At 42.6% G+C, this 24534-nt stretch carries 23 protein-coding genes; 4 read left to right on the forward strand and 19 right to left on the reverse strand.

Annotation, left to right across the window (positions count from 1 at the left end; translation table 11 throughout):
* Nucleotides 1-10 precede the first annotated feature (10 nt).
* From ACEZ3G_RS14395 to tamL, 9 genes are all read right to left on the reverse strand, one after another.
* Nucleotides 11-466, reverse strand: a complete 456-nt coding sequence (locus tag ACEZ3G_RS14395; protein ID WP_432426213.1) for a tRNA (cytidine(34)-2'-O)-methyltransferase — start codon at nucleotides 464-466, stop codon at nucleotides 11-13.
* A 27-nt stretch (nucleotides 467-493) separates the two neighbouring features.
* Complete coding sequence (locus ACEZ3G_RS14400; RefSeq protein ID WP_432426214.1) at nucleotides 494-694, reverse strand: VF530 family protein; 201 nt, start codon at nucleotides 692-694, stop codon at nucleotides 494-496.
* 215 nt (nucleotides 695-909) lie between these two features.
* Complete coding sequence (locus ACEZ3G_RS14405; protein WP_126162497.1) at nucleotides 910-1773, reverse strand: sigma-70 family RNA polymerase sigma factor; 864 nt, start codon at nucleotides 1771-1773, stop codon at nucleotides 910-912.
* 167 nt (nucleotides 1774-1940) lie between these two features.
* Nucleotides 1941-4154: a polyribonucleotide nucleotidyltransferase gene (locus ACEZ3G_RS14410; RefSeq protein ID WP_432426215.1), complete on the reverse strand. Its 2214-nt coding sequence runs from the start codon at nucleotides 4152-4154 to the stop codon at nucleotides 1941-1943.
* A 210-nt stretch (nucleotides 4155-4364) separates the two neighbouring features.
* Nucleotides 4365-4634: a 30S ribosomal protein S15 gene (rpsO, locus tag ACEZ3G_RS14415; RefSeq protein WP_432426216.1), complete on the reverse strand. Its 270-nt coding sequence runs from the start codon at nucleotides 4632-4634 to the stop codon at nucleotides 4365-4367.
* Nucleotides 4635-4796: 162 nt separating this feature from the next.
* Nucleotides 4797-5297: a hypothetical protein gene (locus ACEZ3G_RS14420; protein ID WP_432426217.1), complete on the reverse strand. Its 501-nt coding sequence runs from the start codon at nucleotides 5295-5297 to the stop codon at nucleotides 4797-4799.
* A gap of 9 nt (nucleotides 5298-5306) precedes the next feature.
* Nucleotides 5307-6167 (reverse strand): acetyl-CoA carboxylase, carboxyltransferase subunit beta, encoded by an 861-nt coding sequence (gene accD / locus ACEZ3G_RS14425; RefSeq protein ID WP_432426218.1) that lies wholly within the window; start codon nucleotides 6165-6167, stop codon nucleotides 5307-5309.
* Nucleotides 6168-6206: 39 nt separating this feature from the next.
* On the reverse strand, nucleotides 6207-7274 hold the full coding sequence (fbaA, locus tag ACEZ3G_RS14430) for a class II fructose-bisphosphate aldolase (RefSeq protein WP_432426219.1): 1068 nt from the start codon (nucleotides 7272-7274) through the stop codon (nucleotides 6207-6209).
* 56 nt (nucleotides 7275-7330) lie between these two features.
* Nucleotides 7331-9925 carry a translocation and assembly module lipoprotein TamL gene (gene tamL / locus ACEZ3G_RS14435; protein WP_432426220.1) on the reverse strand — a complete coding sequence of 865 codons (2595 nt, stop codon included), beginning with the start codon at nucleotides 9923-9925 and terminating at the stop codon, nucleotides 7331-7333.
* A gap of 54 nt (nucleotides 9926-9979) precedes the next feature.
* On the opposite strand from tamL, the gene ACEZ3G_RS14440 reads away from it, so the two are divergent.
* The gene (locus ACEZ3G_RS14440; RefSeq protein ID WP_432426221.1) at nucleotides 9980-10702 is read left to right on the forward strand and encodes a TrmH family RNA methyltransferase; all 723 of its coding nucleotides are present in this window, start codon (nucleotides 9980-9982) and stop codon (nucleotides 10700-10702) included.
* 11 nt (nucleotides 10703-10713) lie between these two features.
* On the opposite strand, the gene porT is transcribed toward ACEZ3G_RS14440, so the two are convergent.
* The gene (porT, locus tag ACEZ3G_RS14445) at nucleotides 10714-11421 is read right to left on the reverse strand and encodes a type IX secretion/gliding motility protein PorT/SprT (protein WP_432426222.1); all 708 of its coding nucleotides are present in this window, start codon (nucleotides 11419-11421) and stop codon (nucleotides 10714-10716) included.
* A gap of 93 nt (nucleotides 11422-11514) precedes the next feature.
* Entirely contained in the window at nucleotides 11515-12249 is a 735-nt protein-coding gene (gene ubiE / locus ACEZ3G_RS14450; protein WP_432426223.1) for a bifunctional demethylmenaquinone methyltransferase/2-methoxy-6-polyprenyl-1,4-benzoquinol methylase UbiE, read from the reverse strand.
* 255 nt (nucleotides 12250-12504) lie between these two features.
* Between ubiE and trkA the strand changes: the two genes are divergently transcribed.
* The gene (gene trkA / locus ACEZ3G_RS14455) at nucleotides 12505-13854 is read left to right on the forward strand and encodes a Trk system potassium transporter TrkA (RefSeq protein WP_432426224.1); all 1350 of its coding nucleotides are present in this window, start codon (nucleotides 12505-12507) and stop codon (nucleotides 13852-13854) included.
* Between the two features lies 1 nt (nucleotide 13855).
* On the forward strand, nucleotides 13856-15346 hold the full coding sequence (locus tag ACEZ3G_RS14460; RefSeq protein WP_432426225.1) for a TrkH family potassium uptake protein: 1491 nt from the start codon (nucleotides 13856-13858) through the stop codon (nucleotides 15344-15346).
* Nucleotides 15347-15501: 155 nt separating this feature from the next.
* Here the strand turns inward: ACEZ3G_RS14460 and ACEZ3G_RS14465 are convergent, their stop codons facing one another.
* The gene (locus ACEZ3G_RS14465) at nucleotides 15502-16689 is read right to left on the reverse strand and encodes a pyridoxal phosphate-dependent aminotransferase (RefSeq protein ID WP_432426226.1); all 1188 of its coding nucleotides are present in this window, start codon (nucleotides 16687-16689) and stop codon (nucleotides 15502-15504) included.
* Nucleotides 16690-16705: 16 nt separating this feature from the next.
* Nucleotides 16706-17806, reverse strand: a complete 1101-nt coding sequence (locus ACEZ3G_RS14470) for a fatty acid desaturase family protein (protein ID WP_432426227.1) — start codon at nucleotides 17804-17806, stop codon at nucleotides 16706-16708.
* Between the two features lie 115 nt (nucleotides 17807-17921).
* On the opposite strand from ACEZ3G_RS14470, the gene rsmG reads away from it, so the two are divergent.
* Nucleotides 17922-18560, forward strand: coding sequence for a 16S rRNA (guanine(527)-N(7))-methyltransferase RsmG (gene rsmG / locus ACEZ3G_RS14475; RefSeq protein WP_432426228.1), 639 nt, complete (start codon nucleotides 17922-17924; stop codon nucleotides 18558-18560).
* Nucleotides 18561-18852: 292 nt separating this feature from the next.
* Here the strand turns inward: rsmG and ACEZ3G_RS14480 are convergent, their stop codons facing one another.
* The 6 genes from ACEZ3G_RS14480 to ACEZ3G_RS14505 form a co-directional block, all read right to left on the reverse strand.
* Nucleotides 18853-19233 (reverse strand): hypothetical protein, encoded by a 381-nt coding sequence (locus ACEZ3G_RS14480; RefSeq protein ID WP_432426229.1) that lies wholly within the window; start codon nucleotides 19231-19233, stop codon nucleotides 18853-18855.
* Nucleotides 19234-19391: 158 nt separating this feature from the next.
* Nucleotides 19392-19910, reverse strand: a complete 519-nt coding sequence (locus tag ACEZ3G_RS14485; RefSeq protein WP_432426230.1) for a DinB family protein — start codon at nucleotides 19908-19910, stop codon at nucleotides 19392-19394.
* A gap of 103 nt (nucleotides 19911-20013) precedes the next feature.
* A complete protein-coding gene (pruA, locus tag ACEZ3G_RS14490) occupies nucleotides 20014-21642 on the reverse strand; it encodes an L-glutamate gamma-semialdehyde dehydrogenase (protein ID WP_432426231.1) in 1629 nt (542 codons plus the stop codon).
* 83 nt (nucleotides 21643-21725) lie between these two features.
* Entirely contained in the window at nucleotides 21726-22112 is a 387-nt protein-coding gene (gene apaG / locus ACEZ3G_RS14495; RefSeq protein ID WP_432426232.1) for a Co2+/Mg2+ efflux protein ApaG, read from the reverse strand.
* A gap of 9 nt (nucleotides 22113-22121) precedes the next feature.
* Nucleotides 22122-23249, reverse strand: a complete 1128-nt coding sequence (locus ACEZ3G_RS14500) for a DUF3667 domain-containing protein (RefSeq protein WP_432426233.1) — start codon at nucleotides 23247-23249, stop codon at nucleotides 22122-22124.
* Nucleotides 23250-23276: 27 nt separating this feature from the next.
* Nucleotides 23277-24521: a type IX secretion system plug protein gene (locus tag ACEZ3G_RS14505; protein WP_432426234.1), complete on the reverse strand. Its 1245-nt coding sequence runs from the start codon at nucleotides 24519-24521 to the stop codon at nucleotides 23277-23279.
* Between the last annotated feature and the right edge of the window lie 13 nt (nucleotides 24522-24534).

A 24534-nucleotide genomic window follows, 5' to 3' on the forward strand; every position in this document is an offset into this window, starting at 1 on the left:
GATGGATAGCTTAAGGAATAGATTTTCTCAAACCCTCATAAACGACGATACCAACCGCATTTGCCAAATTCAAACTGCGTATACGACTATTGTACAAGGGAATTCTATAGAGCATGTCGGTATTTTTTCCGATAATGTCTTTTGAAAGTCCAACGGACTCCTTTCCAAATATTAAAAACATATCTTCTTCGAATTCGATGGACCAATGCTCTTTTTTTCCATGACTTGAAAAGAATGCCATTTTTTTATCCGCATGAAGTGAGAAGAAATCACCAACGTTCTCATAAATAGATGGTGAAAGATATTTCCAATAATCAAGTCCCGCCCGTTTAAGGTGTTTGTCATTAAGTTCGAACCCGAAAGGTTTTACCAAGTGCAGTCTTGAACCTGTAGCCAGTGCCAATCTGCCGATATTACCGGTATTATTGGGTATTTCAGGTTCTATTAGCACAATATTGAATCCCATTTAACTAATAATCGATTTTAAATACAGCTATTCGACTTTTTTTCTGGCCCATGGCGTTCTTCTCAAGAATTTTAAACTTGACTTTATGGAAGGGTTGTTATTGAAGCAATTGATATTTATTTCGGATGCCAATTCATTCCATGTGTAATTTTGGGTAAGGTGTTCCATTATGTCCAATAATTTTACACCATGAAGTGGATTGTTCGGTTGTTCATGATTTTCAGTCATGGTCAAGTGCTTTAAAAAAGGAATTGATCTACGCCTTAAATGAAAAAACTCCGGTAATCAGCCGGAGTTTATTCATCAATCAAAAAACGAACAGTCATGATAAACTGTTGTTGTGCTTCACAAATTACAACTTTTGTTCCATTTTTCCAATTTATGGAAAATTTAACATCTAACTTGTGTCTTGGCCTGTAAATTCCGCCAGTTTGACGGGTTATCTATCCAAGATAGGTCTTCAATATTTTACTTCTCGAAGTGTGTTTCAACCTTCGAATCGCCTTTTCTTTTATTTGACGCACCCTTTCCCTTGTAAGGTCGAAGGTTTCACCTATTTCTTCCAACGTCATCGAATGTTGTCCGGCTAAGCCAAAATACAAACGAATTACATCAGCTTCCCTTGGTGTCAAAGTTTCCAGGGCACGTTCGATCTCGGTTCTTAGTGATTCATGCAACAATTCTTTGTCAGGATTTGGAGATTCACCGCTACGAAGTACGTCGTAGAGATTTGAATCTTCACCGTCGATCAATGGGGCATCCATCGAGACGTGACGCCCTGAGTTTTTTAAGGATTGTTTTACATCTTCGACGGTCATGTCCAACTCTTTTGCAATTTCCTCGGCGGATGGCTGACGCTCATGTGCTTGCTCCAAAAAAGCAAAAGTCTTGTTGATCTTGTTTATAGATCCGATTTTGTTCAAAGGCAAGCGCACGATACGCGATTGCTCGGCCAATGCCTGTAAGATGGACTGACGGATCCACCATACGGCGTACGAAATAAATTTAAATCCACGTGTTTCGTCAAAACGTTGGGCGGCCTTGATCAGGCCAAGGTTTCCCTCGTTGATCAAATCCGGTAAAGTAAGTCCTTGGTTTTGGTACTGCTTGGCGACCGATACCACGAATCGAAGATTGGCCTTTGTGAGTTTTTCAAGAGCGATCTGGTCGCCTGCCTTGATGCGTTGTGCCAATTCTACTTCTTCATCTGCGGTAATCAAGTCAACTTTGCCTATTTCTTGCAAGTACTTGTCCAAAGATGCGGTTTCCCTATTGGTAACCTGTTTTGTGATCTTGAGCTGTCTCATGTACGTAAATTAAGTTCAAATTGTATAGACTGCATATACTTATACGTAAAATTCGCAGGAATGTTACAAAACAGATTAAAAACTTCGATTTATCGGGTAAAAGACATAAAAAAGGCCCCGATTTATGTATCGGAGCCTTTTTAGAAATTTCTAATAATCAGAGATCGTTAATCCCTTCTAGGTTTACGATCGCGGTTGTCACGACGGTTGTCCCTTCCGCGATTATTGTCCCTTCGTGGTGGTCTTTCCGTAAAACCTTCTGGTTTTGGTAAAAGAGCCTTTCTTGAGACCCTTTCTTTCTTGGTACGGGGATCGATGCCTGTATATTTTACGTCGAAAACATCGCCCATGTTTACCACATCGGAAACGTTCTCGGTTCGTTCCCATGCCAATTCAGATACGTGAAGCAAAATTTCATTGCCCGGAGCTTCGGTATATTCTACCACGGCCCCAAAATCGAGCATCTTGATAACTTTAACTTCGTAAACACTGCCAACTTCGGGTTTGAACATCAACGAATCGATTTTTGCCAGTACGGCATCGATTCCGTTTTGGTCGGTGCCCAAAATCTCAACAATGCCCTCTTCGGTCACAGGGTCTTCATTGATTACGATGGTAGTATTCGTTTCTTTCTGAAGCTCTTGAATCACTTTTCCGCCGGGGCCAATAAGTGCACCGATAAACTCATTAGGGATGGTTCTAGTGACCATTTTGGGCGCATGTGCTTTTACATCTGCGTTCGGAGCGGCAATGGTATCGGTTAATTTTTCTAGAATATGTAAACGACCGTCGCGAGCTTGTTTTAAAGCTTTAACCAAGATTTCATAAGACAGGCCTTTCACCTTGATATCCATCTGGCAAGCCGTAATTCCGTCAGCGGTTCCGGTAACTTTGAAGTCCATATCACCAAGATGATCTTCATCGCCTAAAATATCGGAAAGGACGGCATATTTTCCAGAATCGGTATCGGTAATCAGTCCCATTGCAATCCCTGAAACGGGTTTTTTCAATTGTACACCGGCATCCATTAGTGCCATAGTACCTGAACATACGGTCGCCATTGAGGAAGAACCATTCGATTCCAATACTTCTGAAACCACACGCACGGTATAAGGGCAATCATCGGGAACCATGCCTTTTAAGGCACGCTGCGCCAAATTACCATGACCTACTTCCCTTCTAGATGTACCACGGATGGGCCGTGCCTCTCCCGTCGAGAAAGGTGGAAAGTTGTAGTGTAGGTAAAAACGTTCCTCACCCTCATGTGAAGGCATGTCTATCTGATTCGAATCCCTCGATGTTCCCAAGGTTACGGTAGCAAGAGCCTGGGTTTCGCCCCGGGTAAAAATAGCCGAACCATGCGTCGACGGCAGGTAATCTACCTCGCACCAGATGGGACGAATTTCATCGGTCTTGCGACCGTCCAATCGTAAACCTTCATTTAAGGTAAGGTCGCGGACGGCAGCTTTTTCGGCCTTGTAAAAATATTTAGAGACCAAATCGCCAAAATCTTCGAGTTCTTCTTCCGAGAAAGTTGCTACGACCTCTTCTTTGATGGCTTCGAAAGCAGCACTTCTTTCATGCTTGGCAGAACCTGCTTTGGCGACTGCATATACTTTGTCATAGGTAAGCTCATGTACTTTTTTCGCCAAGTTCTCGTCTTCTCTTTCGGGCTCGTATTCGCGCGTTTCTTTCTTACCGAAAGCTTCGGCCAATTTTAATTGGGCGGCACATTGTACCTTAATGGCCTCGTGCGCATATTTGATCGCCTCGGTCATTTCTTCCTCCGAAATCTCGTCCATTTCACCTTCTACCATCATAACGGAATCGGCAGAAGCACCGATTATCATATCGATATCCGATTCTTCCAATTGTGCTCTAGTGGGGTTGATGATGAACTCACCGTTTACACGTCCTACCCTAACTTCTGAAATGGCGCATTCGAACGGGAAGTCCGATAGCTGTATCGCTGCCGACGCCGCCAGACCGGCCATGGCATCGGGCATTACGTTTTCATCGTGTGACATCAATTGGATCATCACCTGGGTCTCAGAATGATAATCTTTTGGAAAAAGTGGTCGCAGTACGCGGTCTACCAAGCGCATGGTCAAGACTTCTCCATCGCTAGGTCTGGCCTCTCTTTTGAAGAAGCCGCCCGGGTAACGTCCGGCGGCAGCGAACTTTTCACGGTAATCTACGGTAAGCGGTAGAAAATCGACATCGCTTTGCTTGTAGTTTGAAACTACCGTACACAATAACATACATTTGCCGGATTGCACGACGACAGAACCATGCGCCTGTTTCGCCAATTTTCCGGTTTCGATGGAAATTTCCCTTCCATCGCCAAGGTCGATGACCTCTTTAAATACTTTTGGAATCATAAATTTGATTTTATTCCGCACGTGCGGAACTGTTAAACAATGGTCATCCGGATGTTGAGACCGGAAGGTTGTGTTGTTGTGTCGACCAATGAAAAACCAAGTGTAGCTTTTTATGCTTGCCCTCCGAACCAATTTTCGGATTTCATATTCAGGACTTGGAATATATATAAAATTCAGGGCCGGAAATTACCGACCCTTAACTTTTATAAATTACTTTCTTATATTCAATTCTTTGATAAGCTCTCGATATTTTACAATATCCTTCTTTTTTAAATAATCGAGAAGACTTCTTCTTTTACCTACCAAACGTACCAGTGAACGCTCGGTGTTGAAGTCTTTGTGATTTCTTTTTAGGTGACCGGTCAAATGGTTGATGCGATGCGTGAACAATGCGATCTGCCCTTCGGTCGAACCTGTGTTTTCAGCGTTACCCCCATGTTTCTTGAAGATTTCGGCCTTTACTTCTTTGGTTAAATACATTCCAATATTATTTTAAATGATTATTATGTATCCGACTGTCTTTTCCTTCGACAAGCTCAGGACGAGACAATCAGGCGGCAAAGATAAGATTATTATGGCTTTGACGTAAGATTATGTGATTTTTTTTGAGGTGGAAGAATTTCGCGTAGACCGGTACGCCTCCTAAAAATCACAACCTGTCGGGAGTGGTTCTTCCGTTTCCAAATCTTTGGCAAATTCAATGTCAAGATCTTCGGCCAAGAATCCCTTTGTCACGGAACCCCTGAACACTTTGTTAGAATATCCTGAATTGTTCATGTGCACACGAACGTAGATTTCCAAATCGGCCGCGATTTCGACAGGGCCGCCCGTTCGCGTAAAAGGCTGTTCGTTCGTATGGCTATGTGTCAAAATCCTTCTATAAATAAGATTTCCGTCCAGATCGAATACTTCCCACCAATCGGCATATTGATTACAACCTGTGTCCGGGCTTTTGAGGGTTACGCTTAAGGTATATGAATTTTCACCACCCGATACGGTCACGTTCGTAACTTCGGCCAATCCGGTATTTTGTTGATACATGGCCATTTCCTTGGTCATGGCAATGGCAATGGTATTTTCTTTATCGGTTGAACAGCAACAAAACCATACGATTATAAAGGGAATAACATGAAAAGGTTTCATGATTGCCGCTTAGGCCCGAATCGGGTTATTCTGGATCAAATCAATGTACAGATTTATTTTCTTCTTAAGGTCTCTGCGGTGAACTATAAAATCAAGGAAACCATGTTCGAGAACAAATTCGGCGGTCTGAAAGCCTTCGGGGAGTTCTTTGCCCGTGGCCTCTTTAACTACTCTTGGCCCGGCAAAACCGATCAGTGCACCGGGCTCTGCAATATTGATATCGCCCAACATGGCATACGAAGCCGTGGTGCCTCCAGTGGTAGGGTCGGTGCACAACGAAATATAAGGTAGCCCCGCATCGGAAAGCTGTGCCAGTTTCGCAGATGTCTTTGCCAATTGCATCAATGAAAGTGCAGCTTCCATCATTCTTGCCCCACCAGATTTCGAAATCATTACAAATGGTGTCTTTTTCTTGATCGCATGGTCGATGGCACGGGCTATTTTTTCACCTACCACACTCCCCATCGATCCACCGATAAAACTGAAATCCATACAGGCCACGGTAAGGTCTTTGCCCATCGATTTTCCCCTCGCGGTACGCACCGCATCTTTAAGTGACGTTTTTTTCTGGGCAGCCTTCAATCTTTCCGAATACTTCTTGGTATCAACGAACTTCAATGGATCCTTCGAGGTAAGCTTTGCATCCAATTCGGTAAACTTGTTATCGTCGAAAAGAATTCCGAAATACTCTTTGCTTCCAATACGTACGTGGTAATCATCTTCGGGGCTTACATAAAAATTCTTGGCGAGATCTTCGAACTCGACAATTTTACCTGTCGGTGATTTATACCAAAGTCCTTTCGGGGTATCTTTTTTCTGGTCGGTAGAAGTCTGAATTCCCTTTTCTTTTCTTTTGAACCAAGACGACATAGTATCGATTTTTTGGGTTTGGCAATTGGTGTTCAACTACTATAACGTATTCACATTATTAAGGTCTTCGAAAGCTTTTTTCAAACGATCGATAAAGGCTTTTTCGCCTTCGCGAAGCCAAACTCGGGGGTCATAGAATTTCTTGTTGGGTTCGTCGGCCCCGTTCGGGTTTCCTATTTGGGATTGAAGAAAATCTTTTTTGTCTTGTATATAGTCACGAACACCCGAAAGGAAGGCATATTGCATATCGGTATCGATATTCATTTTTATTACGCCATAGCCGATGGCCTCACGTATTTCTTCGATGGTCGAACCTGAACCGCCATGAAACACAAAATCGATATGATTATGGCCAACGCCATATTTTTCGGAAATATATTCTTGCGAGTTCTTAAGAATTTTCGGGGTCAACTTTACGTTGCCGGGCTTGTAGACACCATGCACATTGCCAAATGCCGCGGCCACCGTAAACCTGTGACTGACCTTCGAGAGTTCTTCATAGGCATAGGCCACTTCTTCGGGCTGGGTATATAGTTTTGAATCGTCTACATCTGAATTATCGACGCCGTCTTCTTCTCCGCCGGTTATGCCCAACTCGATTTCGAGCGTCATATTCATTTTGGCCATGCGTTCTAAGTAAACCTTGCAGAGTTCTATATTTTCCTCGATCGGCTCTTCTGAAAGGTCGATCATGTGCGAGCTAAACAATGATTTTCCGGTTTCGGCAAAATGTTTTTCGCTGGCGTCAAGAAGGCCATCGATCCACGGCAACAATTTCTTGGCGCAGTGATCGGTATGCAAAATAACCGTGGCACCATATGCCTCGGCAAGTTGATGAACGTGTTTGGCACCTGCGATGGCTCCTTGAATCGCTGCTTTTTGGCCTTCGTTCGAAAGTCCCTTGCCTGCATTGAACTGGGCTCCTCCATTTGAAAACTGTATAATGACAGGAGCATTCAAGCTTGCCGCGGTCTCGAGTACTCCATTTATAGTATTGGAGCCGATAACATTAACGGCCGGAAGTGCGAACCCCCTCTCCTTGGCATAATTGAAAATATTTTGAACGTCATCGCCGGTGGCTACACCCGGTTTTATATTGTGGGCCATAATTTTTAGGTCTATCGGTTTGTAAATTGAACGGCTAAAGTAATAAATTATTAACTCTAAAAAGGATAATTGATGCCGATTTGAAGTACGGAATTCGAAAAGTTATATGTTCGAAACCATCTTTTTGACTGCTCTTCAGCAGGATTATACGTCTTGAAACCCAAATCTACCCTGAAAAGAAAATACGTAAAATCGTAGCGTAGGCCGAACCCCGTACCCAATGCTATGTCGGCCAATGAGCCGATACCGTTAAAAGTGGCATCGGGGTCATCAACATTATCAAAGACGTTCCAAATGTTGCCGGCATCGGCGAACAGGGCGCCATTGATATCACCGACCACCGGAAAACGGTATTCCAAATTAAATGCAAGTTTCAAGTTGGCCTCATTAAAATTGTTGATGGCGCGGGTCTTTCCGGGCCCCAACGAATATGGGTACCAAGCCCTGTTGTCGTTAGAACCGCCGGCGAAATAACTTCGCACGAACGGAATATTGTCAGAATTGCCATAAGGCACGGCGATACCCAAAAAACTATGGAACGCCAAAACATTCGACCGCCTAAGATCCCAATACTTCACATAGTCGAACTCGGTCTTTATATATTGTGAATAAGGAACGTTGAAGACCAAAAGTTTATCATTTTCTTGGTCAAAGGGTATCAAATATGAAAGCCCCGATAGAAGATTTCCGGCACTTTCGAGCTTCCAACGGAACCTATAAAAACTATTGTCGGTCAGGCCATTCCTATTATTGGTGTTCAAGGTATAGTTACTGGCAAAAATAAGATTGTTCTCCGTCAGCCTTTCTCGACGTTCCTCAATGCGCACAACGTCAATATAATCCTCATCCGATGTCGGTATAAGTCCTTGGTTTTTGACGGCTTTTATAAAACCGGCCGTACCATCGGGTGTATCGGGGTCATCATCGGGCAATAGCAAACTGGCATTTCCGTCATCATCAAAAGTATAGAAATCAGATACTAAGGGGTTGCCGATATAATTTTTAACCGGATTTGTTGCAATGTCGTTCAATTGATTATAAGCACTGGTGTACACGTTGAAAAAACGATCCGGATTCAGATTCTTCACGAATTGAACGTTCAATAGTTCCAATGAATGTCGCCTAAAATCAGATGGTGCCCAATTGTAGCCAAAAATCGTATTGAAAGTCCGTTTATCGAGACCTATATTTCTTTGCGAAGTGGTGCCCAAAGTGACCCTGGTCTGGGGCAACATATAGTTGGCTATGATTTTGTCGGTCTTAATGAAAGGAAACCAGATTCTGGGGAAATTGAGGCTAAGGTCGACCCCCCATTCAAGGATATTGAAAAAACGGTTGTCATCGATTATTGGGTCTTTTGACGCTCCCAGGTTTACACGCCCCGACAAGCTTAGGTTCTCGGCTCCCCTGAACAAATTTCTGGCCTGTAGCGATTGAGTGAGCCCCATACCTATCTGCTGGAAGTTTGAACGTGTTACATTGAACTCTGAACCCGATGAATATTTAGGCCTTGCGGAAAGGTAAATATTGGCGGTCAGATCTGTATTCGTACTATCTTCCTCTATCACGATACTCGGATATTTGAATACATTTAGGTTGGTAATCTGACGATAGGTTCGTATGCGGTCTATTTCCCTGTAGATACTATCCTTTTCAAAAAAAATGGCATCGGTAAGGGTCTTGGGTTTGAAGCGTAATTTATTTCTGTAAAATATGGTATAGTCACCAAAACGTTCAAACTTAAGCTCGCCATCGCGCTCGTCAAAAAGAAAATCGGTATAGATATTGACCTTGTCGAACTTATGGACCTTATATTCAGAAGTGGTCAGGACATTTTCTTGCCTCGCCCTTAGATCATCTATTTGTAAAAGAACATCAAGTTCTTTGTCGACGCCTTTAGCTGTCGAATCGCGTAAAATTTCAAAACCAATGGAACTTTCCTGAAAATTGTAGACCCCTGAATTTTTGAAAATCGCCGTCAACCTTTCACGTTCAAGGGCAAAATCTAGTGAATTGAACTGTTTTCCTTTGCTGATCAGCGATGCTTCACTGTGGGCAAAGTACAATGAATCGATGGCCTTAGAAGAAATATCATGCGTAATTGAATCAATGAAATAGGGTTGTCCAAGGTTTATTTTGTAAGCCACCCCGACCCGCTGTTTTCGCTTTTTACCAACAATTTCATAGGTAGTGCTGTTGTTGAAATAACCTTTGCCGCTGTAATATGCACTAAGACGCTGCAAGGTCTTGCGGGTGGCACTTGTGTCCAATATCACAGGGGCCTCGCCAATGTTCTTGAGCCATTCGCTCATGCCTTTGACCAAAAATGACTCTCCCAGTCTATTGACCTGTTTTTCCGATAGCAGGTCGACCAAACGTTGCTTGCGCTTCTGTTTACGGTAAAGCCATGCCTGAAAAGAAGAATCAGGATTCACTTTGGCCAAATTGTAAAGGTTTAGGCGCAGTGGATACCCCAAAAGACTGCTATTGGGTTCTTGAATGATCAAACTCTCTATCTCTTCGTTGTTGACCTTTTCGTCGTCAACGAAAACCGTGTTCTTGACGATTAATGATTCGTCATCTTCAACGCGTCGAAGCGTATTGCACGATGAAATCGCCACCGCTAGCAATAATAAGCTTATTTTAGCCATGCATCTTGGATTGCGCAACGGGGTCATCATAGAAATCAAAAATACATTTTTTGTATGGTTGTCAAAAGCCAAATAAAACTTATCAAAAGCTTACAGCAAAAAAAGTACCGCAGTAAAAACCGAATGTTCGTGGTAGAGGGAATCAAGATGGTTCAAGAGCTTTTGAATTCAAATTTTACGGTCTTTAAGATCTTTACCACCGATTTGTCGAATTTCAAGACTCGGGCAGATATTGTTGAGGTTGTTTCCAATTCTGAACTACGCCAAATGAGCGGCCTTAAGAATCCTAATCAGGCCTTGGGGGCCTTTTACATTCCTGAATCGAAAACGGTTGATTTTGATGATTGGATATTGGTGCTCGACGATGTTCGGGATCCTGGAAATTTGGGTACCATTATCAGGCTGTGTGATTGGTTCGGCATAAAAAATTTGGTCTGTTCGAAGAACACGGTCGATTGTTATAACCCAAAAGTACTTCAGGCCAGTATGGGCTCGATAGCACGGGTAAATGTTGTCTATAATGATTTGGAGCATTTTCTGGATAATACAGGTAAACCTTTATATGGCGCCTTTATGAGTGGAAGTTCGGTTTACAAAGAGCAACTTCCTAAGGGCGGAATATTGGTCATGGGCAACGAAGCCAATGGGATCTCAAAGAACGTGGAAAAATTGATATCTTCTAAAATAGCCATTCCACAGTTTGGCGATAGTACAACTGAAAGCCTGAATGTCGCCACCGCTACGGCAATTTTATTGAATGAAATCAGGAGAAAATAGCTTGATCGATTTTATTCGAAGGTAAAATTGATGAATATGCCTCGGGTTCGCATGGCGTCCAAATTACCGGTCCAAGGACTGTTAGGCTCCAAATCGCGAACAAGTTCGTCGGTAATGGCGAAAACACCGCGGATCGACGGGGTGAATTTGAAATATTCAAGATAAAAGTCGATGCCGAAACCGAGTTCGTAGTTATAGACCCATTTTGTCATGCGAAAAGTTCCGGCCGAATTGTCATCAATACTGCTCTCGTTGCTTCCTAAATTTAGAGATGCGGATCCACCCCCAATTATGAATGGCTTCCAGTTTCCGAAGCGTTTTGTACTTACTTTTAGCAACAGCGGAAAGTTGATATAAGTCGATTTGACCTCCCTGACCGTATTGCGCTTAATGTCATCCTCCCCGGTAAACCCTGGAAAGTTCAGTATTCGCGAATTGTAAAGTAATCCGGGTTCGAAACGTAGATCTAAAAAGCGATTTAGCCGCAATTCACCTATAAGTCCGACATTGAATCCTATTGACTGATCGACCAAAATGTCATCGGTGAAATCTTTGTAATCAAACTTGAAATCATAACGGTTGAATCCCAAAAAGTAACCCCAGTTGAGCAAAGGCTCATCTTCGTTCTCTAAATTGAGTACCGGATTTTCCTTAAATTGGGAATAGCCATTTTGGCTTAAAATGACACCTAACGCCACCAGAAAAAACAACTTCTTCATTTACGCAAATTAAAAGGGCCGGAAATGGGAAAATGAATCCTGCCGAACCGACCTCAAATTTTGATAACGACCATTGGTTTGTAGTGTAACAAGTCAATTGGCCTTAGTTGCAATATAGATAGAGGCGACGCCCATCGTCTGAGGCCTGTTCTCTACATCTATAAACCCGATTTTGCGCAAAATATTGTTGAAGTCCTCACCATGCGGAAAAACCGAGGCTGATTCGCTCAAATAGCCATATGCGCTATTGTCTTTTGAAAAAATGCGGCCGATGACAGGCAAAATGTATTTCGTATATAATCGGTAGCCCTGTTTGAAGGGGGGTTTCGTCGGAATAGAAGTTTCCAATACTATAAAAGTGCCTTTTGGCCGTAAAACACGGTATATTTCCAAGAGTCCTTTTTCCAAAGTTTCGAAATTTCGCACCCCGAAGGCAACCGTAACGGCATCGAAAGAATTCTTCTCAAAAGGGAGGTTTTCGCTGTCGCCGACGACCATTTCGATAACATTTTCCATATTTTTTTTTCGCACTTTTTTTCTACCAACATCAAGCATGCCCGGGGAAATGTCGAGACCTACGATTTTTTCTGCCCCGGTTTGTGTTAAATTGATGGCCAGGTCACCTGTTCCCGTGGCTATGTCGAGTATGTTTTTCGGCTTTTTTGTCTTCAGTAGATCGACTACCCTACGACGCCATTTTACGTCAATGCCAAAAGAAATCACTCGGTTCAGTCCGTCATAATTGTCACTAATTGTATCGAACATTTTTGTAACCTGCTCTTTTTTGCCGAGTTGGGAGTCCTTATAGGGAATTACTTTTTTTGCCATCGTGTAATTTTCGTCAAAGATACTATAAGACAGGTTCGATTAATGGTATATGAAGACAATAATGAAGATCCTTCAGAGTTCTTTACTTGTGTTTTTTAAAGGGCAATCGAATTTATTTGTGTAATTTCGTATTGCAATATTTGCGAATTTTTTGCGAAATGGGCTTTACTATGGCTTTCGAACCCGATTGGGTTTTTCTTTCTGATTCTTGTTTGAAGATATTTGGCTTCGGCGTAAATACAACTTAAATTCTAAATGAAAATAATAATTGCCGGCGCAGGCGAGGTAGGCTTTCATTTGGCAAAGCTTCTTTCTTATGAATCGCAGGATATTACCTTGATCGATACAAAGAAGGAAAGCCTTGCATATGCAGACAGCCATCTTGATATCAGGGTGTTACGTGGCGATGCCACCTCGATAGAGGTATTGACCGATGCAAAGGTACAGACCTCAGACCTGGTTATCGCGGTCACTTCTTCTGAAACGACGAATATCACCCTTTGTATGCTTGCCAAACAGTTGGGCAGTAAACGAACCATTGCCAGAATATCGAATACCGAGTTCATCGAAAATAAAGATGCCATTAAATTCTCGGAGTTGGGAATCGACGAACTTATTTCTCCCGAAGAATTGGCAGCGGCCGAAATTCAGCTTTTGTTGAACAAGTCGGCCTTTAACGACACCTATGAATTCGAAAAAGGCGAGTTGATCATGATCGGGGTTTCTTTGGGTAAAACCGCCCCTTTTGTCGGCAAAATGGTAAAGGAGGCCGCGAAAATTTTTCCCGAACTACATTTTATGCCGATAGCCCTGCAACGTTTGGGTACGCAATTCACGGTTATTCCGCGTGGGGATACTATTTTTAAGGAGGGTGACCGGGTATATTTTATTACCGTGAAGGAAGGCGTTGATGAACTTTACAAGCTTACCGGAAAAAAGAAGCGCGAAGTAAAAAATGTAATGATTCTGGGAGGCAGTAAAGTGGGGTATAAAGCGGCCCGAGACCTATGTGCAAAAAGTTTCAACGTTAAATTGATCGAGAAGGATAAAGAAAAGGCCTTTGATTTGGCAGATGAACTTCCGAACGCCTTGGTGATCAATGGTGATGGTAGAAATGTCGAACTTCTTGAAGAGGAGAGTTTAGACTCGATGGATGCCTTCGTCGCCGTTACTGGAAATTCGGAAACGAACATTATGTCTTGTTTGGTCGCCAAGTCCAAACATATCAGAAAGACGATCGCTTTAGTAGAGAATATGGATTATTTTCAACTGTCGCATTCCATTGGTATCGATTCTTTGATAAATAAGAAACTTTTGGCCGCCAATAACATTTTTCGGCATATAAGAAAAGGTGAGATCGTTGCGTTGATGCGCCTGAACAATCTCAATGCAGAGATTTTGGAATTTGTGGTAAAGCCTGATTCAAAAGTTACGGGCAACGTCATACGCGAACTCGATTTTCCTAAATCGGCTACCATAGGGGGGGTGGTAAGAGATGGCCAAGGTATTATTGCCCTTGGTGGTTTTGAGATTATGGCCGGCGACAGGGTGGTCGTATGTTGCCTGCCCGAAGTCATACCCGTCATAGAGCGTTTATTCTTATAAAATGGAGCTGAACTCCAGAATCATAATACATTTAATGGGCCTGCTATTGCTTTGCAACGGCGGTTTTATGCTTTTGGCCGCCCTGGTGAGTGGCATATATGATGATGGGGCTACCCTTGACATTGCCATTGCCGCAGTGACAACCTTGTTCACAGGGGTTACGGCGATGTATTTTACCCGCGGACATAAGAAAGAAGTCAAACGTAAAGAAGGGTATATAATAGTCACGTTTGGCTGGATAGTAATGTCTTTATCAGGCATGTTGCCCTATTTGTTTTCAGGTTCGATACCGACCATTACCAATGCCTTTTTCGAGACTATTTCGGGCTATACGACCACAGGAGCCTCTATTTTAGACGATATCGAGGCATTGCCCGAAGGCATTCTTTTTTGGCGCAGCCTTACACATTGGATAGGGGGTATGGGAATAATTGTCTTGGCCATTGCCATACTACCGCTTTTGGGCATAGGTGGCATGCAGTTGTTCGCGGCGGAAGCCCCCGGCCCCAGCGCCGATAAATTGCACCCGCGTATTACCGATACCGCTAAAAGGCTGTGGTATATCTATGTAGGGTACACCCTCGCCGAAACCTTGCTGCTGAAACTTGCGGGCATGTCTTTTTTCGATGCCATAAACCATTCATTGGCAACATTGTCAACGGGGGGGTTTTCAACCAAGAATCTGAGCCTTGCCTTTTGGAATGATCAGCCGCTCATTCAATATATCGTTATACTATTTATGTTTTTGGCAGGTACGAATTTCGTACTCAGTTATTTCGCTTTTAAAGGTAAGGTACAACGTGTGTTGAAAGATGAGGAATTCAAATATTATGGTGCGCTTATCGTATTTTTTACATTGATTGCCACATTGGTGATTTATTTTAAGGCCGAGGTTCCGGTTTCAGAATATCATCCAAAAGTTCTGGGTACGGCCGAAAGTTCGTTTCGACATGCCCTATTTCAGGTAATTGCCGTAATTACGACAACTGGATTTGTGTCAGCCGATTTTACTAGTTGGACGCCGTTCTTGACCATCTTCTTTTTCGGGCTGATGTTTTTGGGGGGATCTGCCGGATCCACTGCGGGCGGTATCAAGGTGATGCGGCATGTATTGATCATTAAGAACGGTCTGCTCGAATTTAAGCGAACCTTGCACCCAAGTGCCATTATTCCGGTGCGGTATAACAATAAGACGGTAAAGGAGCATATTGTCTACAACATTATCGGTTTTTTGATTTTGTACATGCTACTTTTTATCATCGGTGCCCTGGTCTTGGGTGCTCTGGGATTGGACTTCGTAACCGCTATTGGAGGGGCGGCTTCATCGTTGGGCAATGTGGGCCCGGCCTTTGGCAGTTTGAATCCACTGAGCAACTTTAACGGATTGCCCGATCTTGGTAAATGGTGGTGCGGATTTCTGATGCTGGCCGGTCGTTTGGAACTTTTTACGGTCTTGATCTTATTGACCCCCTATTTTTGGAAACGAACTTAAAGATAATATCGGTTCTGTAGAGACCTTATCAATTTTAACCTTCGAAATTTCATATTTTTCGTTTGAACAAACGCAACAAAATTGTCACTGGTCATAGGCTCTGTGAGCGAACTCTTGAGTCTAGGGGTTAAGAGGGTAGTGGTGCGAAAAGCTTACTATACTACTGATTTGATCCTTGCCATGGCCTCACGGATCTCTTTTTCCGATGCGGCATACGAAATACGAATACAATTGCCATTGCCAAAGGCATCACCGGTTACGGTAGCAACATTGGCGGCCTCCAAAAGATACATTGCAAAATCGGACGCGTTGTTGATTAAACTACCGTTCAAGGTCTTTCCAAAAAAAGCGGAGACATCGGGAAAAACATAGAATGCCCCTTCGGGTTCATTGCAATTGAATCCTTCAATTTCGCCTAGAAGATCCAATATCAATTTTCTACGTGTTTGAAACTCATCGACCATATATCGGATGCGGTCCGGCGACTCGGTCAAAGCGGTTATCACGGCACGCTGAGCAATGCAGTTGGCACCACTGGTAACTTGACCTTGAAGTTTGTTGCAGGCTCTTGCCAAATAAGCGGGGGCACCGATATACCCGATACGCCAGCCTGTCATCGCGAATGCCTTGGCCACCCCGTTCACGGTTACCGTTCGCTCATACATATCTGAAAATTGGGCCATTGAGGCATGTGCGGTGACACCGTAATTAATGTGTTCATAAATCTCATCGCTCACGACGATGATCTGTGGGTGTTTTTGCAAGACATCTGCCAGGGCCCGGAGCTCATTTTTGCTGTAAATAGACCCGCTGGGGTTACAAGGAGAGCTGTACCATAACATCTTTGTTCGGGGCGTAATGGCAGCTTCTAGCCGTTCGGGGGTCATTTTGAAATCGTTTTCAAGCGAGGTTGGTACCTCTACGGGAACTCCATCGGCTAATTTGACAATATCGGAATAACTTACCCAATACGGACAGGGCAGAATGACTTCATCACCTTTGTTCAGGCAAACCTGAGCTATGTTGTACAATGATTGCTTGGCACCCGTGGAGACCACGATCTGTGCCGGTTCATAGATGAGGTTATTGTCTCGCTTGAACTTGGTTATTATAGCTTGTTTTAATTCGACATAGCCATCGACCGGAGTGTACGAATTGTAACCGTCGTTCACGGCCTGAATTGCGGCATTTTTTATATAGTCAGGAATGTCAAAATCGGGCTCGCCTAAACTTAATCCGATGATATCTTTGCCCGAAGCCCTTAGTTCACGGGCCTTTGCGGCCATTTCTAGAGTAGCGGAAGGAGTAACGCTGTTAATCCTGTCCGAAAGTTGTTCGTTCATTGTGAATTTAAAATTACTAGTACTGCAGTGAAGGCTGTTTGCCCAATTCCTTTAAATGTTTGAAGTGCGAAATTATAGCTTTTCTAGTAGTTTTATATTCGTTATAAGGTAAATTAAATTCTTTGGCCGTTTGTTTAACGATTTTTGAGATTTTTGTGTAATGAATATGGCTGATATTAGGAAAAATATGATGTTCGACCTGATGGTTCAACCCACCTGTAAACCAATTGACGATTCGGTTTTTGGTGCCAAAGTTGACCGTTGTGAACAACTGATGTATGGCCCAAGTATTTTTCATGTTGCCGCTTTCATCGGGTAGGGGCGTTTCCGCTTCGTCAACAATATGGGCCAATTGAAAAACGACGCTCAAAATGACCCCTGCGACATAGTGCATGATAAAGAAGCCCAAAAGAACTTTCCACCAAACTATGTCAATGAATATCAGTGGAATGATAATCCAAATAGTCAGGTAGAGCATCTTTGTTATTACCAACGTGCTCCAATTGATGACAGGGTTGGGCAACTTGCCATAGGCCAATTTTCGCTTCATATAACGATACATTTGCTGAAAATCGGTAGTTACGGCCCAATTGAAGGTTAGCAGTCCATAAAGGAAAATGGAATAAAAATGTTGGAATTTATGGTGTTTCTTCCACTCGGCATGTTTTGAGAAACGCAGTATACGGCCCGCTTCCATGTCTTCATCATGTTCGTGGATGTTCGTATATGTATGGTGGAGCACATTGTGCTGTACTTGCCAATTGTAAACGTTTCCCGCTAAGATGTAAATGCTGCTCCCCATTATTTTATTGACCCATTTTTTGTTCGAATACGCCCCGTGGTTTCCATCATGCATGACGTTCATTCCTACACCGGCCATACCGATTCCCATTACGATGGTCAATAAAAGATTTGCCCAATTTGGCAACCCTAATGTTAATATCAAAAAATAAGGGGTCAAGAAAAGGGCGAACATGATGACGGTTTTCAGGTGCAAACGCCAATTACCGGTTTTTTTAAGCTTATTCTCTTTGAAATAGTCATTGACCCTTTGGTTCAAGGTCTTGAAAAATTTAGCTGAATCTTTTCGGGAAAATCTAATGGTCGTATTCTCCATAGGATGAAATCTTTTAAATAAAAAAGAGCAATCGCCTTTTTTGTCGAAGGGATTTAATATGGACAGGAAATCGCGCCTTCGAATATACTATTTTTGTTCAAATACAAAGATAAGCATGAGTGCACAAATATTGTTCGAATATTTCCCAAACTTGACCCAAAGCCAAAAATCACAATTTGAACGGCTCGAGGTGCTCTACCAAGATTGGAACCAAAAGATAAACGTCGTTTCTAGAAAAGATATCGAAGAACTCTATCTGCGCCATGTGCTACATTCATTGGGAATCGCCAAAATACATCGATTTAGGCCGGGAAGTTCAGTCTTGGATGTTGGCACGGGCGGAGGTTTTCCCGGTATTCCATTGGCCATTCTTTTTCCCGATACCCAATTTACATTGGTCGATGCCATCGGTAAGAAAATAAAAGTGGTGCAAGAAGTGGTGGACGGTTTGAAACTGACCAACGTGACCGCAATACATAGCAGGGTCGAAGATTTAGATGCCCGGTTCGATTTTATTGTCAGTCGGGCCGTAGCGGCCATGCCTACTTTTGTTTGGTGGGTAAAGGGACGTATAAAAAAGGAATCTATCGACGAGAATCGACGTAACGGAATACTTTATTTGAAAGGGGGTGATTTGACCGAAGAGATGGCGGACTATAAAACGGCACAGATTTATGACCTTTCGGATTATTTTAAAGAGGGTTTCTTTGAGACGAAAAAAGTGGTCTACCTGCCAATGAAATTCAAAGGGTAAACTTATACGCTCAACATACTCAAATAAGAATTTCTGCACTTTCTGGCATAAGACCTTACATAGCTCTGAACGCGTATTAAGAACGATGTCCTCGGCTCACTTTTTTGTGTCACATGGGTATTATCTTTCATTGTTAGCGATTGTTAGGTAATCAACGGCTAAAGTTAAATTACTTAAAATTTACAATTACTTAACGTTAAATTTACATTTAGATTGTCCTAAAGCGACAAAAGCGTAGTTTTTCTGCCCAATTATAGGGACGACCTAAGTATATGGACTTTTCAATGCGTAGCTATTCACAGGCAAAATTTAAGGGTTTGAATAGCAGTTGAATATTCGTAAAATCATCTAAAACGAACTCATTGCCTATTTCCCCTAAATTTTGGCCCTCGCAATCATGCACGGGAACAATAACGTTGGCCTTTGGGTCACAACTACGATAGAGAAAGACAGTCTGGCCTTCAAACTCGGCACTTGAAATATATTGGTATTTTGCATCTTCTGAAACATCACGTCTCCTTATGGCTATTTCGGATCTTAACCAATCGAGTTCCTCGATGGGATCGGTGGTTCCACAGACTGTATTGAGGGTATCATCGCTATCGGAACATGATATTGTTGCCGTAAATGATAGGATCAAGAAGAAAGAACATCTTAAAAGATTGATTTTCATAGGGACACTTGATTTAATGGTTCTTTTGCATTTTTATATTCCGTACCTCCTTTTGGCCATGAAATTGCCAAATAAGTATATAGCTCCTGTCATTTTAAATAAAAAAAACCTTCAAAGACATTGCTTCGAAGGCTCGATATGGTATCATTGGTTCGGTATTATTGAAGACTCCAAGGCGGAGTGACACCATTGGATCTGGCATAGGCGATGAGTTGGCCCTTATGTTCGCCGTTATGTTCCATAATGGCCAAAAGACCACCAAGCTTGTTCATTCTGGCAAAGCCGAAATCGACCTCTTCGCCAAATTGGTCACTTTCAACCATCGGGATATTTTTCAACACAAATTCGTTCGATTTTCTCAGTGCTGCGATGACATTTTCCTTTCCCGTAATCTCGCCCAATTTCATCACATCAACATCTGCGGGTGGGGCGAACCCCAATTTTGATGCAAGAAAGTAATTGCCGCCCGCAATGTGCAGGAGAGCTTCACGAACTGAATTTACTCCCTCCATTGGTCGCCAGTCATACTGATCTTCTGAAAAGGCTTGGGCAAGTTGTATCACCTGTTCTTGATTACTTGCCAATAGACCTTGAATTGTGTTTTGGGCCAAATTATCTTGTGCATAGCAGCCGAACGCTACGATGAGCATCGCTGCCATTAATACTAATTTTCTCATTTTTTTTGTTTTTTAATAATGTCCTGTGTTTGTATGTATTATTTATGAAAAGTAATAAAAATCTAACTAATCATTACTAAAACCTAATTCTTTAACTTCTTAATTAGCCCAGAAAAGGGTATCGATAATCTTCAGGCGACACAAATGTTTCCTTGATCAATCTGGGCGAGACCCATCGCAAAAGGTTCTGGGCCGAACCTGCTTTGTCGTTCGTGCCCGAAGCCCTAGCGCCGCCAAAAGGTTGTTGGCCTACGACCGCACCTGTCGGCTTATCGTTTATATAAAAGTTTCCGGCACAATTTTGAAGTACTTGGGTGGCCTCTTCGATTGCGTAACGGTCTTTTGACAGTACCGCACCGGTCAAGGCGTATTCAGATGTTGCGTCAACGAGTTTTAGGGTCTTGGACCAATCGGCGTCCTCATAAACGTAAATGGTCACCACTGGACCGAACAATTCGGTTTCCATTGTTGTGTAATGGGGGTCTGTGGTCAATATGACCGTCGGCTCAATGAAATACCCTTTACTTTTATCACAGTTGCCACCGGCAATAACTTCGGCGTTTTTGTCCTGCTTGGCCTGATCGATATATTTCGCCAATTTATCAAAAGAATTTTCATGGATCACCGCCGTAATAAAATTGGACATGTCTTCCGGAGAGCCTGGTTTATTAAAGGATTCAATATCCTTTTTTACCAGACCTAGAATTTCTTTTGATGTTGATTTTGGAAGATATACCCTTGAAGCGGCGCTGCACTTCTGGCCTTGAAATTCAAAAGCTCCTCGCGTAATGGCAGTGGCAACTTGTTGCGTATTCGCGGTCGGGTGGGCAATAATGAAGTCTTTTCCGCCGGTTTCACCAACAATTCTTGGGTATGTTTTGTAAATGTCAATGTTGTTTCCGATTTGTTTCCAAAGACTCTTGAATACATGGGTAGACCCCGTAAAATGTATCCCGGCGAAATCAGGACTGCCCAAAATCGTTTCCGTAATCATTACGGGGTCGCCATAAACGACATTGATGACACCATCAGGTAAACCGGCCTCTTTAAAGACATCTACAATGACCTTGGCGGAAAAAATTTGACTGTCACTGGGTTTCCAAACTACTACGTTGCCCATCATCGCCGCACTGGCAGGTAGGTTTCCGGCAATTGCCGTAAAGTTGAACGGGGTGATCGCATATATGAATCCCTCTAACGGACGGTATTCGACCCTGTTCCAAATACCCGCGGCAGAATCGGGTTGTTCTTCATAGATCTGAGACATGTACTGCACATTGAACCGAAGAAAATCGATTAGCTCACAGGCCGAATCGATTTCTGCCTGATGAATCGTCTTTGACTGTGCGATCATGGTCGCAGCATTGATTTTCGCACGATACGGCCCGGCAATCAACTCGGCAGCTTTTAGAAAAATAGCGGCGCGCTGCTCCCATTTCAAATTTGCCCATTCATTGCGGGCATGCAGACAATTATCTATAGCTTGGGCGACATGTTTTTTTTCGGCCAAATGGTATTTGCCCACGATATGTTTGTGGTCATGCGGTGGCGACATCGGTTTGGTGTTTCCTGTCACGATCTCTTCACTGCCAATATAGAGCGGTACTTCTACTTTGCCGTTATAATATTCTTTGTATTGTTTAAGTACTTCTTCCCTTTCAGGTGAGCCGGGAGCGTAACTTTTTATCGGTTCGTTGAACGCTGTCGGCACTTGGAAAAAACCTTTACCCATTATGCAGTTTTTTAAGTTAAAAATCGCTGCAAAGGTACTAAATGCAATTCGTTTAAAACCAATTTAAGGCCAAAAGAGGGTCGTTAGTTCAATGCAAAGGGCGCACTGAACTTGAAGGTAGGAATGTAAACCCTGAACTTTTCAGTAGAGCTGAAATTAACCATGTTGTAATAACCTTTCATGGCACCGATAGGAGAGGCCAAAAGACAACCTGAACTATAAGTATGTGACTCTCCGGGTTTGATTACCGGCTTTTTCCCTATCACCCCTTCGCCATCCAAAGCCTCCATTTCATTCAATGCATCATAGATATCCCAATGGCGTGAGGTCAATTGCACCGAATCCTTACTTTGATTCTCGATGGTAATGTTATAGCCAAACGCAAAATGCATCTTATAGTTCTTGAAGAAAGTGCCTTCAAAACTGGTCTGTACCGAAATCTTTATGCCTTTGGTTACCTGTGTGATCATAGTTTATCTCTAAAATGTAAAAATATTTCCAATGAAAAATAGGAGCGTTGAAAACGTTGCCAATATAAAAAAAACCGTATTCAAATACATGTACTTGACACCTGTTTTAAAAATGCCTTGGCGATAGAATCTTTTCATGGCCAAAAACAGGTAAATCAAAAATAGCAATAAGAAAATACCGTTACTGGAAAGACCAAAAACAGAATCGATCAAATAGCTAATAATGAGCAAGATAATCAACGCCGAGGTATTGTGAAAGCTAAAGATGAGATGATCGGTATAATTATATTTTTTTCTGATGTACGCCAGTTGAATGAACAGTGCGAAGAGTGGTAAAAAGAAAAATATGGCGAAGGGAACTTTTGAGATCAGTGAGCTGAAGAATTCACTTGGCCGCTTTTTTGCCTTTGAAATACTTTTGGCCGCATTAAAGACTGTCTTGTTTTCAGTAGTTGTGGGAATATCGTATTTGGTCGTTATTTCCGATAGGTCGCGAACCCCTTTTTTGTCTATCAACGTGCCGAAAAGTTCCCTTTTGTCAAAAAATCGTTCTATAAGTCCCTTTTGTGCAAGGGTATCGTAATGTGCCTTTGGATCTGCAATCATCAAAGAATCCTTCTTTTTGATCTGTTCGTTGATCTTTTCCAATTCGGGGATGGAATCCAAAGAAGTTACAATGTCTTGGCCAACATCATTTTTTTTCAACTTTAGGTTCATTATGCCCTCTTCCATATTAAAGTCTCCAGTCTCATTGTCAGCCGCAAAACGATCCAATGTGCTAAAATCGCCACCGATATTGAGCATTAAAAAATATACTATGGAAAGGCTCAATAGAAACCGAAACGGATTTGTATATCGTACCCTTTTTCCATTGATGTAATCGCTCGTAATCTTGCCCGGTTTTAAAAGCATCGCCGAAAGTGTGTTCAAAAGTTTCGAGTCGTAGGAGATAAGGGAAGAAAAGAACTCATCGAAAAAGTCCTTAAGCGTCAATTTTTTGGTGCTATTGGCCTGTGAGCAATTGGGGCAATATTTGTCGCTCATATCGAGGGGGTGGGCACAATTTGTACATTCCGTTCCCCGATATTGAAGTTTGTACCTTCCGGTAGTCTTTATGGTTGGTTTATTCTCGTCCATCTATCCGTGAATGGGGATAAATATACGTCAATTGCTAATACTTCTTGAGTTGGTAGAGCCGACCCCGATAATACTATCGTATAGGTCTCCGAAATTGCGGTAATACACTAAAATAAGATAGTTGTTCTCGGTAAAGTGAAAGTTGCCACAGATAGTATTTAAATCGATAATGCCATCATCGCGTTTTATCACATATTTATAGTTGTAGAAGCCTTGTTTCATTTTTAAGCTGACTTCCATCATACCATTATCTTCATTGTAGGTCATTTTGTTTTCATCGTTAAGCCCATAATTATTGAACTTTCCAAAAATGTACACGTCGTCAAGGCCCAATTGCTCTTCATAGGGAAGACTAAAATGCACATTGGTGTACTCGGCTTCGCGTGAAATATCATCACCTTGCAACGTGCGGACGACAAAATCGCCATTGATGTCAGGATAGTAGGTATAAGGCCTGTCAAAGCGAAAACGATCTGAAAAAAGATAGTGGTTATAAATGTCGGTCAATTCAATGTGCGAAATCGCCGAAGTCGGGGCGCGAAGGTCTTTGGTGTCGAAGTTATAGAACTCGTTGCCACCAAAAAAGCTGGTCTCCTGGTCGTATTTATAGACCAATTCAGAGCCAAGGGTATACTGGGGTTGAATATTGTAAAGGGCTGTAGGCCAGTAATGATTTTGTATGATAGCGACCTTAACCTCCTTTTTAGGGTTCACCAAGCGAAAATTGCCAGCATTGATGCTGAACTGTACCACTTGCTTTTCGTTCAAAAAGTCGAAATCACGTGAGCGCTTGACCGTTGCGGCCACTTTCACGGCATCAGAGTAAACAACGAACCTTCGGCTGAATTGTAGGTCATAACTGTCGTTATAGACTTCTAATAGATAGTTGCCGGTAACCTTTAGACCTACATTATTATTGGGTAGGGTCAATCTATAGTTCGAATAAGGTTGTAGCGTATTGTAACTGTTGCCGTAATCGATTATGCGCTGGTTGTCCACGCCATTCAGATATTGCGATTTCAGTAGGTTTGAGGGTTTCCAGTCGTAATTGCAATGAACGATTTTATAATAATAATCGCTTTCCTTGGCCGTGATATCGTCAAATTCAAGGTAAATCGGGTCGCCGAGCTTTACTACCGGAAATTGGTCATCCGTAGGTCCTTTGAAGATAATCGATTTGATGTTCTCTGGCGGATCGACTTCTTCTTGAACTTGCGCAAAAAACACCTGAACGAACAAAAGAAACAAAACCTTGCTAAGAATTAGGCGCATTTAAAAGCTAATT

Source organism: Meishania litoralis (assembly GCF_042611095.1).
Lineage (GTDB): Bacteria > Bacteroidota > Bacteroidia > Flavobacteriales > Flavobacteriaceae > Meishania > Meishania litoralis.

Bases quoted from the DNA above. Each gene is read 5' to 3' on its own strand.
- ACEZ3G_RS14395 (WP_432426213.1), bottom strand. From the start codon at position 466: ATGGGATTCAATATTGTGCTAATAGAACCTGAAATACCCAATAATACC.
- ACEZ3G_RS14400 (WP_432426214.1), bottom strand. From the start codon at position 694: ATGACTGAAAATCATGAACAACCGAACAATCCACTTCATGGTGTAAAA.
- ACEZ3G_RS14405 (WP_126162497.1), bottom strand. From the start codon at position 1,773: ATGAGACAGCTCAAGATCACAAAACAGGTTACCAATAGGGAAACCGCA.
- ACEZ3G_RS14410 (WP_432426215.1), bottom strand. From the start codon at position 4,154: ATGATTCCAAAAGTATTTAAAGAGGTCATCGACCTTGGCGATGGAAGG.
- rpsO (WP_432426216.1), bottom strand. From the start codon at position 4,634: ATGTATTTAACCAAAGAAGTAAAGGCCGAAATCTTCAAGAAACATGGG.
- ACEZ3G_RS14420 (WP_432426217.1), bottom strand. From the start codon at position 5,297: ATGAAACCTTTTCATGTTATTCCCTTTATAATCGTATGGTTTTGTTGC.
- accD (WP_432426218.1), bottom strand. From the start codon at position 6,167: ATGTCGTCTTGGTTCAAAAGAAAAGAAAAGGGAATTCAGACTTCTACC.
- fbaA (WP_432426219.1), bottom strand. From the start codon at position 7,274: ATGGCCCACAATATAAAACCGGGTGTAGCCACCGGCGATGACGTTCAA.
- tamL (WP_432426220.1), bottom strand. From the start codon at position 9,925: ATGGCTAAAATAAGCTTATTATTGCTAGCGGTGGCGATTTCATCGTGC.
- ACEZ3G_RS14440 (WP_432426221.1), top strand. From the start codon at position 9,980: ATGGTTGTCAAAAGCCAAATAAAACTTATCAAAAGCTTACAGCAAAAA.
- porT (WP_432426222.1), bottom strand. From the start codon at position 11,421: ATGAAGAAGTTGTTTTTTCTGGTGGCGTTAGGTGTCATTTTAAGCCAA.
- ubiE (WP_432426223.1), bottom strand. From the start codon at position 12,249: ATGGCAAAAAAAGTAATTCCCTATAAGGACTCCCAACTCGGCAAAAAA.
- trkA (WP_432426224.1), top strand. From the start codon at position 12,505: ATGAAAATAATAATTGCCGGCGCAGGCGAGGTAGGCTTTCATTTGGCA.
- ACEZ3G_RS14460 (WP_432426225.1), top strand. From the start codon at position 13,856: ATGGAGCTGAACTCCAGAATCATAATACATTTAATGGGCCTGCTATTG.
- ACEZ3G_RS14465 (WP_432426226.1), bottom strand. From the start codon at position 16,689: ATGAACGAACAACTTTCGGACAGGATTAACAGCGTTACTCCTTCCGCT.
- ACEZ3G_RS14470 (WP_432426227.1), bottom strand. From the start codon at position 17,806: ATGGAGAATACGACCATTAGATTTTCCCGAAAAGATTCAGCTAAATTT.
- rsmG (WP_432426228.1), top strand. From the start codon at position 17,922: ATGAGTGCACAAATATTGTTCGAATATTTCCCAAACTTGACCCAAAGC.
- ACEZ3G_RS14480 (WP_432426229.1), bottom strand. From the start codon at position 19,233: ATGAAAATCAATCTTTTAAGATGTTCTTTCTTCTTGATCCTATCATTT.
- ACEZ3G_RS14485 (WP_432426230.1), bottom strand. From the start codon at position 19,910: ATGAGAAAATTAGTATTAATGGCAGCGATGCTCATCGTAGCGTTCGGC.
- pruA (WP_432426231.1), bottom strand. From the start codon at position 21,642: ATGGGTAAAGGTTTTTTCCAAGTGCCGACAGCGTTCAACGAACCGATA.
- apaG (WP_432426232.1), bottom strand. From the start codon at position 22,112: ATGATCACACAGGTAACCAAAGGCATAAAGATTTCGGTACAGACCAGT.
- ACEZ3G_RS14500 (WP_432426233.1), bottom strand. From the start codon at position 23,249: ATGGACGAGAATAAACCAACCATAAAGACTACCGGAAGGTACAAACTT.
- ACEZ3G_RS14505 (WP_432426234.1), bottom strand. From the start codon at position 24,521: ATGCGCCTAATTCTTAGCAAGGTTTTGTTTCTTTTGTTCGTTCAGGTG.